The 14,462-nt window shown below is 63.6% G+C and carries 10 protein-coding genes; 4 read left to right on the top strand and 6 right to left on the bottom strand.

The window, feature by feature from the left end:
* Positions 1-32: 32 nt before the first annotated feature.
* Positions 33-1,028: a stage II sporulation protein M gene (locus tag J3A64_RS11615; RefSeq protein ID WP_014921121.1), complete on the top strand. Its 996-nt coding sequence runs from the start codon at positions 33-35 to the stop codon at positions 1,026-1,028.
* A gap of 139 nt (positions 1,029-1,167) precedes the next feature.
* Positions 1,168-2,343: a TIGR01906 family membrane protein gene (locus J3A64_RS11610; protein WP_210064349.1), complete on the top strand. Its 1,176-nt coding sequence runs from the start codon at positions 1,168-1,170 to the stop codon at positions 2,341-2,343.
* Here J3A64_RS11610 and J3A64_RS11605 read toward each other — a convergent pair.
* The 3 genes from J3A64_RS11605 to J3A64_RS11595 all read right to left on the bottom strand — a co-directional run bounded on the left by J3A64_RS11605 (position 2,333) and on the right by J3A64_RS11595 (position 6,648).
* Positions 2,333-2,830 carry a hypothetical protein gene (locus J3A64_RS11605; RefSeq protein WP_210064348.1) on the bottom strand — a complete coding sequence of 166 codons (498 nt, stop codon included), beginning with the start codon at positions 2,828-2,830 and terminating at the stop codon, positions 2,333-2,335. The genes J3A64_RS11610 and J3A64_RS11605 overlap by 11 nt on opposite strands.
* Before the next feature lie 157 nt (positions 2,831-2,987).
* On the bottom strand, positions 2,988-4,820 hold the full coding sequence (locus tag J3A64_RS11600; protein WP_210064347.1) for a long-chain fatty acid--CoA ligase: 1,833 nt from the start codon (positions 4,818-4,820) through the stop codon (positions 2,988-2,990).
* A 10-nt stretch (positions 4,821-4,830) separates the two neighbouring features.
* Complete coding sequence (locus J3A64_RS11595; RefSeq protein ID WP_210064346.1) at positions 4,831-6,648, bottom strand: dolichyl-phosphate-mannose--protein mannosyltransferase; 1,818 nt, start codon at positions 6,646-6,648, stop codon at positions 4,831-4,833.
* 112 nt (positions 6,649-6,760) lie between these two features.
* On the opposite strand from J3A64_RS11595, the gene rsmI reads away from it, so the two are divergent.
* Positions 6,761-7,630 (top strand): 16S rRNA (cytidine(1402)-2'-O)-methyltransferase, encoded by an 870-nt coding sequence (gene rsmI / locus J3A64_RS11590; protein ID WP_187329952.1) that lies wholly within the window; start codon positions 6,761-6,763, stop codon positions 7,628-7,630.
* Between the two features lie 160 nt (positions 7,631-7,790).
* Positions 7,791-9,272, top strand: a complete 1,482-nt coding sequence (locus J3A64_RS11585) for an NAD-dependent succinate-semialdehyde dehydrogenase (RefSeq protein WP_011774060.1) — start codon at positions 7,791-7,793, stop codon at positions 9,270-9,272.
* A gap of 114 nt (positions 9,273-9,386) precedes the next feature.
* Here the strand turns inward: J3A64_RS11585 and J3A64_RS11580 are convergent, their stop codons facing one another.
* From J3A64_RS11580 to J3A64_RS11570, 3 genes are read right to left on the bottom strand one after another with little or no spacing between them, the layout of a single operon-like run.
* A complete protein-coding gene (locus tag J3A64_RS11580; protein WP_210064345.1) occupies positions 9,387-11,873 on the bottom strand; it encodes a DUF3488 and transglutaminase-like domain-containing protein in 2,487 nt (828 codons plus the stop codon).
* Entirely contained in the window at positions 11,870-13,342 is a 1,473-nt protein-coding gene (locus J3A64_RS11575) for a DUF58 domain-containing protein (RefSeq protein ID WP_210064344.1), read from the bottom strand. The genes J3A64_RS11580 and J3A64_RS11575 overlap by 4 nt, the downstream gene beginning before the upstream one ends.
* Positions 13,343-13,355: 13 nt before the next feature.
* Positions 13,356-14,444 carry a MoxR family ATPase gene (locus J3A64_RS11570; RefSeq protein ID WP_011774063.1) on the bottom strand — a complete coding sequence of 363 codons (1,089 nt, stop codon included), beginning with the start codon at positions 14,442-14,444 and terminating at the stop codon, positions 13,356-13,358.
* Positions 14,445-14,462 lie beyond the last annotated feature (18 nt).

The raw sequence follows: 14,462 nt of genomic DNA, 5'->3' as shown, positions 1-14,462 counted from the left end.
TCCTTGGTGGATACAGGCGCTAGGGTGGTGGCGTGGACATCGATGCCTTCTCGGCCGTACATGGGGACAAATGGTCGCGGCTTCATTTCCTGGCGCATAAGCGCAGGCTCACGGGTGCTGAGGCGGACGAACTTCTGCGCCTGTATCAAACGGTGTCCGGGCACCTGTCCTTGATCCGTTCTGTGGCACCGGAGACGGGGTTGTCGGCTTCCTTGTCGGCAGCACTGGCCCAGGCGCGGACGAGGTTCACTGGGGCCCGCTCGAATTTCATGGAGGACCTGGCACGGTTTTTCGTCATTTCCCTTCCTGCGGCCTTCTACCGGATCCGGTGGTTGACTGTGTGGTGCGGGCTGGCCTTTGTCCTGGTGGCAGGGGCTTACGCCTTGTGGATTGGCACGTCACCGGAGGCGCTGAGGGCTGTCGCGTCCAGTGATGCCAAAGTGCAGCAGTATGTGGAGGAAGACTTCATCGACTACTACTCCGAGAATCCCGCGGCCTCATTCGCCGGCGCCGTGTGGACGAACAACGCCTGGATCTCCGCGCAAGCAGTGGCCTTTGGCATTACCGGATTCTGGGTGCCGTTCATCTTGTTCATGAACGCGCAGGGGTTGGGTATCGCGGCGGGACTCTTCCTGGCAACAGGGAAGATGGACATTTTCTTCAGCTACATCCTTCCGCACGGCCTCATGGAACTCACTGCCGTCTTCATTGCGTGTGCTGCAGGGCTGAAGATTTTCTGGGCCATGGTGCGTCCTGGCCCGAGGACGCGGCTTCAGGCTGTGGCTGATGAAGGCCGTTCCCTCATTACTATTGCCCTCGGGTTGGTGCTGGTTTTGCTGATCTCCGGCATTGTGGAGGGTTTCGTGACACCGAGCCCGCTGCCTGTATGGGCCAAGATCGCCATTGGTGCGCTGGTTTTGGCCGGTTACTGGGTCTACACCTTGGTGCTCGGTAGGAAGGCAGTCCGAGCAGGCGTCACAGGAGATATGGACGCCAACGACGCCGGTTACCGCAGCATTGCAGCATAGACCTTACAGTTACGTTTCAATCTGGTCGCAGCCGGGGTGGCACCGCGTGTCTCTGTAATGCCGGGCGGTAGGCTCGAATGCAGACAAGAGAGCCGGCAGCAAGCAATCGCCGGTGGATGCCTACGGAAGTGAACCCGCTGTGAGCGACAAGAGCCCAAAACCACAAGAACCGGACACGGACGTCCACGAGGACCCCAACGAACCGGCCTTCGACTGGATGAAGCCCAAAACGTCCAGTGGCGCTTCCGCGACCACTCCTGCAGCGAAGACCGGACCCACACCTGTGGACGCAAAGCCGTCCGTGAGTCCCACTACTGCGACGCCCGCCAACGGCCAGCCTGAGAGCCGCGCGGACCGGAAGGCTGCTGAGGCCGCCGACAACGGGGCTGAGCCGCCGTTGTTCGCTGACACCCTGGCTGACGCTTCCACCGCCAAGCAGCCGTCGCACTATTCGGAACCTTTGCCGACGTCGGCCCTTCAGGTCCGTCCGCCGGACGACGAAGTGGCGCGACGAAACGCCGAACGCGAGCAAGCCGCAAAGGTAAAGCCGATGGGCCCGCGGATTTTCCAAGTGCTGTTGGCTGTTTTCTACCCGGTGATCCTCTTGGTGCTCGCCGTCCGGGCAGTGACCAGCCCGCTGTTCCTGTGGGTGGAGTACAACCGTCCGGGTTTCCCCGGCGACGGCTACGGTTTCAGCACTGACGACCGCATGACGTACGGTTCCTACGCCGTTGACTACCTCAGCAACTGGGCCGGTCCGCGCTACCTTGGGGGCCTGGTCAACCAGGACGGCGCAAAGCTCTTTACCGACAGCGAAGTCTCGCACATGGCCGACGTGAAGCTGGTCATTCTGTCCTCCTTCGGAGCAGGGCTTTTGCTCATCATCCTGAGCATCATCGGCATCCTGTATCTGCGTAAGCGAAGCACCGGCGGGATCCGCCGCGGCCTCTTTGCCGGATCGATCGTCACGCTGGTCATCATCATTGCCCTCGCTGTTTTGGCAGCCCTGAGCTGGCAGCAGTTCTTCACCGAGTTCCACCGGCTCTTCTTCGCCAACGGAACGTGGACATTCTCGCTGGAGGACACCCTGATCCGGCTCTTCCCGGGACAGTTCTGGATCGACGCGGGCATTGTCATCGGCGCCTTGGTGTTCCTGGCTGCGACGGTGACGTTCATCCTCACCTGGCCTACCAAGCGGCGCCGTGGCGTGGGCTCCACCTCATCGGCCGACGAAGCCGGGGACCCTGACGAGGCAACTGCCGATGCCGATGATGCCGACAACCTGAGCAAGGAACCGACGGGCATTACCCGCTAGAAGGCGCTTCCGAGCCCTGTCCGGCATGCCGGGTGAGGACACCCATAAGGCGCTCAGGGCCGTCCGTGCTGGCAATAATCGTCGTGCCGTTTTTCATCTCGATATTGATCTCGGGACCGCCGACGAGGTACCCGACCATGCCGGGCCCCATGTATCGGAATCCGTAACCACTGGGACCGGCCGCGTTGTCCGTGGTCAACATCGCGATTTCATCCCTGGGTAATGTCCGTTTGAAGATGTCGCAGAAGGCGATCACGACGTTCTGCGAGTCGACCTTGACGGTGACGGTCATGAACGCGATGAATGAACCAGCTGCGGTGATGACCAGCGGTGCGAAGAGCACTTCCGGTGTGTTCTTCAGGACGATCAGCACGAACAGCACCGGGCCCAGCGCAACCATTGTGAAACCCGCAACTCGAGGTACCAAGGTAGCCCGGACACGCGAGTAGTAGAGCGTCGGTGTTGGTATGCCTGATGGTGTAGCCATGAGTTCCCCTTTGAACGTTTGGTTCGTGAGGAAACGCTACGGGCACAACAACGGCACCTAGGGAGAAATTGGCCCAACTAGGTGGCGATTTTGGCCGAATTGGGTGCCGAATTGGTAGCACTAGGTGGTGATCCGAGCCCTGTGCTAGGTGGAGCCCCTACTTCTCGTAGAGTTTCTCCACAGCCGCCGAAAAGTCGCTGAGCACCGCGGCCCGCTTCAGCTTGAGCGAGGGCGTCAGGTGTCCTGACTCCACGCTGAGTTCGGCCGTGATGAACGCAAACTTCTTGATCGACTCAGCAGCTGAGACGAGCTTGTTGGCCTCGTTAACTGCCTGTTGAACGGCCGACCTGACGCGGTCATCTCCAGCGGCTTCGTCGGGTGTCATTGCGCCCACTTTGTTCTCGGCGCACCACTCCGCAAGCCCTTCGGGGTCCAGGCCGATCAGTGCGGCGACGAAGGGCCGCCCATCGCCCACAACCACTGCATGGCCCACCAAGGGGTGTTCGCGCAGCTTTTCCTCCAAGGGAGCCGGGGCTACATTCTTCCCAGCGGCCGTGACCAGGAGGTCCTTCTTCCGGCCGGTGATGGTCAGGAAGCCGTCGGCGTCGAGTTCGCCCAGGTCTCCGGTACGGAAGAAACCGTCAACGAAGGCAGCCCGGTTGGCCTCTTCATTATTGTGATAGCCCTTGAAGACACCGATTCCCTTGACCAGCACCTCGCCATCCTGAGCAACCCGGATGGTGGTTCCGGGGAGGGGAATGCCAACAGTGCCGATGCGGGACATGCTGGGCGTATTGACGGTGCAGGGCGCCGTGGTTTCCGTCAGGCCATAGCCCTCCAGCACCGGAACGCCTGCGCCGTGGAAGAAGTGGTTATCCCGGAGGCTGAGGGGGCTGGCGCCGGACACTGTGTAGCCCACGTCGCCGCCGAAGACCTCCCTCACCTTGGGATAGAGGAGCTTGTTGAATGTGGAGTGCTTCAGGCCCAGAAGCCAGCCCGGACCGGTCCCTTCGCCACGTGCGGCGAGGTCCACCGCCGTCGAATATTCCACTGCGGTGGCGGAAGCGGCCGAGAAGAGCGCGGACTTGCCGCTCATGGCCGCTTTGTGGCTGGCGCCGGCGTAGACCTTCTCGAAAATGCGGGGCACGGCGAGCAGGAAAGTGGGCTTGAAGGACCCAAGGTCCGCCATGAGTCCGCTGGCGCCTGCACTGTGTCCCAGCGTGATGCCGGCCGTGAGGCAAACAACCTGGACCGCCCTGGCGAGGACGTGCGCCAGCGGCAGGAACATCAGCGTCCGTGCGCCTTGCTGCATGAGTAGCTCGGGAAGAAACGGGATGACGTTTCGCGCCACGAGGACAAAGTTGCCGTGGGTGATTTCGCAGCCCTTGGGCTTACCGGTTGTTCCGGAGGTGTACACGATGGAGGCGACGCTGGCCAGGTTCGCTGCGCTGCGCTGACGTTCCAGTTCGGCGTCCATGATGCCGATTCCGACGGCGGAGACGCTGGTCAGGTTGGGTGCGTCGCCGTCGTGCTCCATCCGGACGATGGTCACGGGGTCCTCGCCCAGGACAGACGACTGCTCAACCAGGGCATGGACCTGATCTGCTTTGGCGGCGTCCTCCACAAAGATGCGCCGGGCTCCGGAATCCGTGAGGATCCATTCGATCTGGCTTGCCGACGACGTCTCATAAATGGGCACGGTAACTCCGCCGGCCATCCAGATGGCGAAATCCACCAGGGTCCACTCAAAACTTGAGCGGGAAAGCACAGCCACTGGATCGCCCGGGTTCAGCCCGCCTGCGATCAGTCCTTTGGCCAAAGCCGTGACGTCGGCAAGGAACCTCGCCGCGGAAACGTTCAGCCAACCATTCGCCGTCTTGTGCGCGTACAGGTTACCGAAGGGATCCTTGTGGCAGCGTTCCAGGAGGAGGTCCGTCACGTTGGTGTTCGGGTCCGCCTCGACCAGGAGCTCCGTGCTTGCTTCCCTCACTGTTTGCCTCCTAGATCCACGATGGCATCCACATTCTCATCCGCCACTCCTGGTAGCTGATCACTTCCGCCGTGAGCACCGGATAGAAGAAGGCTGTTGCCAACACTGCCAACACCAGGACCAGAGCCACTATGTACAGTCCGGATCGTCGCCGCCAGACGGGGTCGCCGCTGCGTCCCAACACCAACCCCAACACATACGTCAGGCCCAAAACCAGGAATGGTTCGAAAGACACCGCATAGAAGATGAACATGGTGCGTTCCGGGTACATGAACCACGGAAGATAGCCGGCGGCCACTCCGGCGAGGATGGCGCCGGCGCGCCAGTCGCGACGTCCGGCCCACCAGAACAGCAGGATGGCCAGGGCGATGGTTCCACCCCACCACACCACGGGATTTCCTACCGGCAAGATGGCAGAGGAACACGTCTCAACAACGCAGCCCGGGGTCCCCTGTTTGGGGGTCTGGTAGAAGAAGGAGGTGGGGCGGCCCATGATGAGCCACGTCCACGGGCTGGACTCGTACGGATGATCGGAGCTGAGGCCCTGATGAAATTTGTAGGCCTCTAGGTGGTAGTGCGCCAGGGAGCGCACCGAGTTAGGCAGCCAATCCAGTCCGGGTGCCGGGTTGGCGGCAGCCCATTGCCGGTAGTAGGCGTCCTTCGAGAGGAACCAACCCGTCCAGCTGGCCACGTAGGTGACGGCGGCAATCGGAATGATGGTCACGAAGGCGGGGATGCCGTCCTTGATGATGCCGGCGCTGAACCAGCTCCGGATGCCTGCGATACGCCGGGCGCTCAGGTCCCACAGCACGGTCATCAGCCCGAAAGCGGCCACAAAGAACAGTGCCGACCATTTAGTCCCCACGGCCAGGCCAAGGCAAAGACCTGCAACCAGACGCCACCACCGCATGCCAAGCCACGGTCCGGCTACCAGTTGGGAGGGCTTGGGACGGCCTCCCGGCGAAGCAGCCGCTTGCGCGGCGAGCCGGGAAGCCAAACGACGGCGGCCGTCGTCGCGGTCCATTAACAGGGCGCCGAAAGCGGCCAGGATCCAGAGCGCCAGGAAGACGTCCAGCAACGACGTACGGGAGAGCACCAGATGGTGGCCGTCGATGGCCAGCAGGAGTCCGGCAACGGCGCCGAGGGTGTGTGAGCGGAACAGCTTCAGTGCAATGAGCGAGACGAGGAAGACCGTCAGTGTGCCGGCCAAAGCCGCGCTGAACCGCCAGCCAAAGGGATTGTCCCCGCCGAACAGCCACATTCCGAAGGCAATCATCCACTTGCCGACGGGTGGGTGGACTACGTACTCAGGAGTGTTGAGGAGAATATCGGGGTTGCCGGCATTGAAGGAATCGTTGGCGTTGGCAGGCCAACTGCGTTCGTAGCCGCTCACCACATAGGAGTAAGCATCCTTGACGTAATACGTTTCGTCGAAAACCAGGCTGGGTGGGGCATCCAGTCGGAAGAATCGGAGAATGCCGCCCAGGATCGCTGTGATGGCGGGGATGAGCCAGAACCATAGGCGCAAGGAAACAGGGTAATCCCGCCAGCTTTGAACACCACCGATCAGACGTTCCTTCAATGCCTGGGCAGTGTAGGCCTCGGACGGTCGGGCGATCCAACGGTGCCCCTCCAACCCGCGGCCGGGCAACGGACCAACGGTGCTGTCACTCAGGTGCGCCGCCCGCCGGGGCTGTGGCTCACTAACGGGTTTCGGCGTATCCGGCTGATCGCTGCTTCCCTCCACAGCTGAGTCTCCGGGTTCCGGGGTCGCCGGGGACGCCGCCGGGGATCCGGAAGCGGTGACAGGAACGGGCGACTGGTTCACCCGCCCATGCTACCTTTCCATCCTTGCTGCATCCTTGAACCCCGCGCGGCATTAGGCTTGGCAGGTGGACGAACAACGCAGCACCCCGGACGAGGCTCCCTTTAACGACGATCTGGAGGAGGCCGCTTCTGCTTCCGGCGCAACTCCCGGGGTGGGCAGGATTGTGCTTGCGGCGACACCCATCGGCAACGTGGGCGATGCTTCCGCGCGTTTGATTGAGCTCCTGGGCACCTCGGACATTGTGGCTGCAGAGGACACCAGGCGATTGCACCGGCTGGTGACGGCGCTCGGCGTTGAAGTCACTGGTCGGGTCATCAGCTACCACGAGCACAATGAAGTAGCCAAGACCGGTGAGCTCCTGGACCACGTGCGCGCCGGCAAGACCATCCTGATGGTCAGCGACGCCGGAATGCCGGCGGTTTCGGACCCTGGATTCCGTCTGGTGGAGGGCGCGGTTGCCGCCGGACTGACGGTCACGGCCGTTCCCGGCCCCTCTGCGGTGCTGACGGCCTTGGCGCTGTCCGGCTTGCCCACCGACCGCTTCTGCTTTGAAGGATTCCTGCCGCGAAAGTCGGGGGACAGGAACTCACGTCTGGCCGACCTCGCCGACGAACGCCGCACGATGGTCTTCTTTGAGGCCCCGCACAGGCTTGAGGTCATGTTGCGGGCACTCCATGAGCGCTTCGGGGCCGATCGCCGCGTCGCCGTGTGCCGTGAGCTGACCAAGACCTACGAAGAAGTCATTCGCGGCACGTTGCGTGAATTGCTGGAGTGGGCAGAGAACAACGAGGTCCGCGGCGAAATCGCGGTTGTGGTGGGCGGTGCGCCTGAACAGGAACCCGGCAAGCCGGAGGACCACGTGGCCGCGGTGAACGAACTCATTTCCCAGGGCATCCGGTTGAAGGAGGCCGTGGCCGCAGTGGCCGACGACGCCCGTGTCAGCAAGCGGGAGCTCTATTCGGCGGTACTGGCGGCACGCTGACGCGTGCTGTGCAGCTGCACAAAATGGCGACCATGCGGCAGTGCGTGAAGGCGTAGACACTGCTTCTCGCGGGGCAGTACCGTGGCAGTAATTCAAGCCACTTCCGGCAACGAACCCCAGTGGTGCAATTCTCCAAAGCACCCAAGACGAAGGAGTCGCCATGACTGTCACGGTTGAACGCGAAAGCGAACTGCTGGCTTCCGTCCCTACCGGCCTGCTGATCAACGGTCAGTGGCGCCCGGCCGGATCCGGAAAAACCTTTGATGTTGAGGACCCGGCAACGGGCAAGGTCCTGCTCAGCATCTCCGACGCCGGTGCTGAGGACGGCGCTGCCGCACTCGACGCCGCCGCTGCCGCCCAGGCTGATTGGGCCCGCACCGCACCGCGCGAACGCGGCGAAATCCTGCGCCGCGCGTTCGAACTTGTCACCGAGCGTGCCGAAGACTTCGCACTGCTGATGACCCTGGAAATGGGCAAGCCCCTGGCCGAAGCCCGCGGTGAAGTCACCTACGGTGCCGAGTTCCTGCGCTGGTTCTCCGAGGAAGCCGTCCGCGTGTCCGGCCGCTATTCCGCAGCACCGGATGGCAAGAACCGCCTCCTCGTGCAGAAGAAGCCGGTGGGTCCCTGCCTGCTGATCACCCCGTGGAACTTCCCGCTGGCCATGGCCACCCGTAAGGTAGCCCCCGCCGTCGCCGCTGGTTGCACCATGGTGCTCAAGCCCGCAAACCTGACCCCGCTGACCAGCCTCCTGTTCGCCCAGGTCATGCAGGAAGCCGGCCTGCCCGCCGGTGTCCTCAACGTCATCCAGACCTCCACTGCGGGCGCCGTCACCGGCCCGCTGATCAAGGACGACCGTCTCCGCAAGATCTCCTTCACCGGCTCCACCCCGGTGGGCCAGGCGCTGATCCGCGAAGCCGCGGACAAGGTCCTGCGCACGTCCATGGAACTGGGTGGCAACGCCCCGTTCGTGGTCTTCGAAGACGCCGACCTGGATAAGGCTGTTGAAGGTGCCATCGCAGCCAAGATGCGCAACATGGGCGAGGCCTGCACCGCAGCGAACCGCTTCATTGTGCACGAGTCCATCGCTGATTCCTTCGCGGAGAAGTTCGCCGCCAAGATCGGTGCACTGACCACTGCCCGTGGCACCGAGCCGGAGTCCAAGGTTGGCCCGCTGATCGACGGCAAGGCCCGCGATGGCGTGCACGCACTGGTTTCCGAAGCCGTAGCGGGAGGTGCCACAGCAGTCACAGGTGGTGCCGCCGTCGACGGTCCCGGCTACTTCTACCAGCCCACCGTGCTGAAAAACGTCGCAGCTGACGCCCGTATCCTCCAGGAGGAGATCTTCGGGCCCGTTGCCCCGATCATCACCTTCTCCACCGAAGACGACGCCGTTCGCCTGGCCAACAACACCGAGTACGGCCTGGTTGCCTACGTCTTCACCAAGGACCTCAACCGCGGGCTTCGCATCAGCGAAAAGATCGAAACCGGCATGCTCGGCCTCAACGCCGGTGTGATCTCCAACGCCGCTGCCCCCTTCGGTGGCGTCAAGCAGTCCGGCCTGGGCCGCGAAGGCGGCTCCGAAGGCATCGAAGAGTACCTCTACACCCAGTACGTAGGTATCGCGGACCCGTACGCCGACTAGGCTGCACAGGATCCGGTCCGCCGCTCTCGCAACAAGAACGGCTGACACATGCAAAGGGCCCGGCCCCGGAATCACAAGTTCCGGCGTCGGGCCCTTTGCTGTCTGTGCGCTGAGCTAGCGGCGCTGGGGGAGCAGGCCCCTTAGCCTGCGCCACCACCGGACAATCGCCCACCCTGTGGCTTTGGCGAGCCTTCCCACCGCCCGGAACGGTGCGCCGAGCGCATGGACCCAACGCTGCATCATCGACGGCGGCAGCCAGTCAGCGCGGAAGCGCACCAACCAGCGGGCGTTGTTTCGCAACGCCTCACGGACGACGGCGATGCGGCCGGCCGCTGCCGGCGCTGCCGCCGCCGGGCGACCGTAGCGTTGCCGTTCGAAGTCCGAGGTGAGGGATGCGACTGCTGTATGTGCGGCGTCGTCGAGTCCTCCCGTATCACCCAGTGCGGTGCTGGAACGCAGCCGGGCGGAGAAATGCCTGGGCGTTTCGCTGGGCGTTGAAGGCACACCGTAATCGGTGGCCAGGTCCTGCAATTCCGCCCATGCGAGTTCAGGGGCGGGATCCTTATAGCCCAGGACGTCGGCATCATCCGGAGGCTTTCGGTTCAGTCGACGCCGCCGGAGGACCGTCCGGCTCAGCCTCGGTGACCATAGGAATCCAGCAAGCAGCAGTACCCCGGCCGCTGCCGCGCCGATCGTGGGAAGCGGGTTAGCGGTGGCCGACCCTCCGGCGGGAGTCTCCACTCCGGGTATCGGTATCGGCGCTGCCGCCGGCGGTGCAGGGGTAGTGAGGACGTCCTTCTCATCCGCGTTGGTGCTGAGGTTCCCGGGTACTGAACTTTCCATCGCGTACTCGGGAGGGACGCCACGGGACGGTGTCGGCTCGAAGGGGACCCAGCCCAGGCCCTCGAAGTACAGCTCGGGCCACGCATGGGCATCCCGGGCGTCAACCTCGTACTCAGGGAAGGAACCCTGGCCCACCAGCGCCACCGACTCGCCCGTCAGGCGGCCCGGTGCGTAGCCCACGGCGATCCTGCTGGGGATGCCTTCAGCCCGCGCCATGACCGCCATGGCGGAGGAGAAATGAACGCAGTAACCGCTCTTCACGGCGAGGAAATCAGCCAGGACCGAGAGTCCGTTGCCGTCATAACCGTTCTGCACGGGAGCTTGGAGGGAGTAAGTGAATTCTCCGGAACGCAGGTACTTTTGGATGGCCAGCGCCTTGCCGTAGTTGCTGCCGGCAGAGGCCGTGACGGAGTCGGCGGTTTGCCGCACGATGTCCGGAAGGTTGCCCGGAACCCGGAGGAAGTCCTCTGAAATGCCCTGCGGGAGGGCAGAGGCCTGGGACAGGGACTGTGCCGTGATCTTGGGGGCTGCGGAAAAAACGACGTACCGCTGCGCGCGTGTGGTGGTCTCCGTGCTCATGATGCTCAACGTCGCTGGATCCCAGGTCCAGCGCCCGTTCAGGCCGTTCACGGAGGCCGGAGCAAACGGAGCAGGGAGGTAAGGGCTGGTGAACAGGCCCGCATTGACGGAAGTCACGGCGTTGACCACCTCGCCTTGCACGGCGTACCCCGTCTCGATCCTGTCGGCACCAACACGGCGCTCGGCGGCACGATCATCGGGCGCCCAGGTTTCGCCGTCGAAGTGGTCGATGGTAACGGACCTGAGGTACAGGGGACCGCTGGCGCTCGTTGCATAGGTGATGCGACCCGAACCGGTGGGGCTCCGGAGGCTGTTGCCCAAGGTGATCATGGGGTTGAGGCCATTGGACGTTCCCCACGGGCTCAGCCGTGAACCCTGCGGAAAGGTTCCGGTCTCGAACCCCGGAATGGCCAGGGGGACAGTCATGGTCAGAGCCAGCGCCAGCCCTCCGGTGACCACCGAGCGCTTGAACTGGCCGGCGCCACGTCCAGAACCGGACTGGAGCCTGGCATCAGGGGCGAACCAGTGGCTGCAACCGAGGATGAGCAGGTAGCCCACTGCCGCGCCGATGAATCCAGCCACTCCCACGCTCTGGGGTTTGATGGTGGCCGGGACCACCATAACCGCCAGGAGTCCAATGCCGCTGGCCGCAGGCATGGACAGGGGAACGGCCAGGGCATCGATCAGGATCACCAGGAGCCCAAGGCAGGCGCACATGACAAAGACGATCCCGGCGTTGGGGGCCACAGGTGCACTCTCGGACACCACCGTCTCGGCGGCACGTTTAATATGGCGTCCGACGGCGGCGAAGGTTCCGGTAGTGGGGATGAACCCCGCCAGACTTTCCTGGCGGCAGAAGATGAAGCTGAGCACACCGGCGAGTGAAGCAAAAGAGGCCAAAGTGGCAATCAGCGGCTGGGCACGGATTGCCCGGAGGACAGCCAACGTCAGCGCAACCACTACCACCGTGGTGACCAGCGGCATGAACCAGGCCCAGCCCCTGAGGACACCGTTCAGGGACAGTGCGGCGCCAAGTATAGCTACCACCACTGAACCTGCCATGGCCCACGGATACGGCCCAGGGCCCGGGACATGGGGCCGAGGAGGCCTACCGGATGCAGGGGTGCCGGCCGGTTTGGTAGGGACGCCGGGGGAGTTGCGGTGGGACGTAGCGGTCATCGTGGCACCGCCGCTCCACGCCGGACATCCATGGCGGCATCCGCGGCAGCTACGATGCCGCCCTCATCGAAGGATGACCAGGCAGCCGTCAACTGGGTCTTTGACGTGACAGCGGCCGCCCTCCAACCTGCGAGGCGCAAAATCTCCAGTACTTCCTCGTTGTTCCGTGACGTATCGGTCATCACCAAGGCGAACGCGTTGGCGCCGTAGCCGGCCGCCGGGGCAAGTGACCTTGCCTCGGTGAGCGACAGGTTGCCCACCAGGGCAAGCAGGGGACCGCGCAAGCGATGCGCCGAGAGCTTGTCCATCAGGCGGTCATTGAAAGGAAGGTCGGCACTTTCCGTGCCCGCCGGACCGATGTGTTCTGCGCCGTGCCTGTGTTCTGCAGTGTGCTTAAGTTCGGCATTGTGATCGGTCCGGTGGTGCTCCACCCTGACGTGCCTGGGTCCGCTCAGTTCCACGGCCGCCAGGCCTTCGGCGATGGCCTGAAGGCCGCCCGTGCCGGCAAACTCCTCCGCATCCGGGTCCGGCGCCGAGCGCGAACGGAGGAAAGCCGGGCTGCCAAAGGAGTCAAGGAGCCGCAACGAATAGTTCCGTTCCGCCAAATGCGCCGTGATGGACATCGCGGCCGTGACAACCCACTCAAAGTTGGTGCTGGTGACCAGGTCCGAATCTTCGTCGTGGCTCCCGAAGACGGACCCGGTTCCGGCGGCAAAAGCGGTGAATCTCTGGTCAAGAATGAGGGTGGCTTCCGGTGTGGTCACGGACTCCTCCTGGCGCACCATGAGCTGGCCGTGGCGGGCAGTCGCCGCCCAGTGAACGCGGCGCATGGGATCACCGTGCCGATACTCGCGGGTCATGATGTCATCGTCGCTCGGGTTGGCGCGGATGCGGGTCGCAGTGACGCCATCGTTGCCGCGCGCACCGGCAAGGCCTGTGACGGGAAGTTCGACGGCGGCCGGCGTCACGGTGAGGATATCGCCGTCGTCAATTGCATGCCGCCGCAGCGACAAGCCGAACGGGTCACTGAACTCGGCAGTCACCGGACCAATCCGGAACTGCCCACGCTTGCCGGAGCGGAGGTGATACTCATAGCGGCTGGTCCCTCCGGATGCTGACCGGGCGGGAAAACGGAAAGCGGGCGGCTCGCCGAAACGGGGAGGCAACTGCTCCTCCATGATGACGTGCCCCGTGGAATACGAAGACCGGGCAACGGCCAGGCGAACTGTGGTGGTGCTGGAGGTCTCCACCGTGGACGGGTTGAACTCCCTGTACACCTGGAATTTTGGTTTGAGCACCCGGACGCCGGCAAGCGCCACCAGCGGCAGGACAATCAAGAGAACGGACAGCGTCAGGAGATCACGCCTGCCCATGACGTAGGCGCACCCCAGAGCAAGCGCCCCGGCAGCCAAGAGTCCCCAGCCACGGTTGGTGAATAAATGCTTGGGAAGCCGATCCATGAGCGCCATTCCGGCATGTCTCCTAAACGCTGTGCCTGTCCCTGCCCCACGCGCCCGGCGGTTCCTGGGCAACGGGCAGGGAAGCGAAGATGCCCCGGAGAATGCTCTGCGGGGTATCGCCCGAACTCGCAGCCTTGCGGTCCAGGATGATGCGGTGGGCCAGCACCGATTCGGCTACGTCCACTACGTCATCCGGAAGGACAAAATCGCGACCGTCCAGTGCTGCCGTGGCCTTGGCCGCACGCAGCAGCTGCAGCAAGGACCGCGGGCTGGCTCCAAGGCGAAGGCGGGCGCTGTCCCGGGTGGCCCGTCCGATGGCCACGGTGTACTCCTTAATGGCTGCGGAGACGTAGACCTGCTGGACGGTGGCGATCATGGCGGCCACATCAGCGGCCGTGACCACGGGAGTCACCTTGGTCAAGGGTGAAGACGCCTGATGAGTCTCCAGCATCTCGATCTCTGCGTCCTTGTCCGGGTAACCCATGGAGATCCTGGCCATGAAACGGTCCCGTTGTGCTTCGGGCAGCGGGTACGTGCCTTCCATTTCGATGGGATTCTGTGTAGCTACCACCATGAACGGCAAACCCAGCTGGTACGAATGCCCATCCACAGTCACCTGATGCTCTTCCATGCATTCGAGGAGCGCGGACTGGGTTTTGGCCGAAGCCCGGTTGATTTCGTCACCGATGACGATGTTCGCGAACACGGCGCCGGGCCGGAACTCGAACTGCCGGGACGACTGGTTATAGATGGACACTCCGGTCACATCGGAGGGCAGCAGGTCCGGGGTGAACTGGATGCGGGACACCGTGCAGTCCACAGTGCGGGCCAGCGTCTTCGCAAGCAGGGTCTTGCCGACGCCCGGCACATCCTCCAACAGGAGATGACCCTGGGCCAGCAGTACGGTGAGGGCAAGCTTCGCGGCATCGGCTTTTCCGTCGATGACCTTATTGATGGAGCCAAGGATGCGTTCGCTGGCATCGTGGAACCGTTCCGCGTCCATGACGTGCGGCCTATGCCCGTTGAGCCCCGCGCCGTCACGTGGCAGGGGACTGTAATCCTCGCCCTGAACAGGAGAAGGTTCAACGGTGACTTGTCGCTTGGACTCCATGGATTGCCCTTCAGCCGT

This window comes from Pseudarthrobacter sp. PvP004 (assembly GCF_017876035.1).
In the GTDB taxonomy this organism is placed as follows: domain Bacteria; phylum Actinomycetota; class Actinomycetes; order Actinomycetales; family Micrococcaceae; genus Arthrobacter; species Arthrobacter aurescens_A.
The sequence above is the reverse complement of the archived record's forward strand: the minus strand, read 5'-3'. Positions and strand labels throughout refer to the sequence as shown.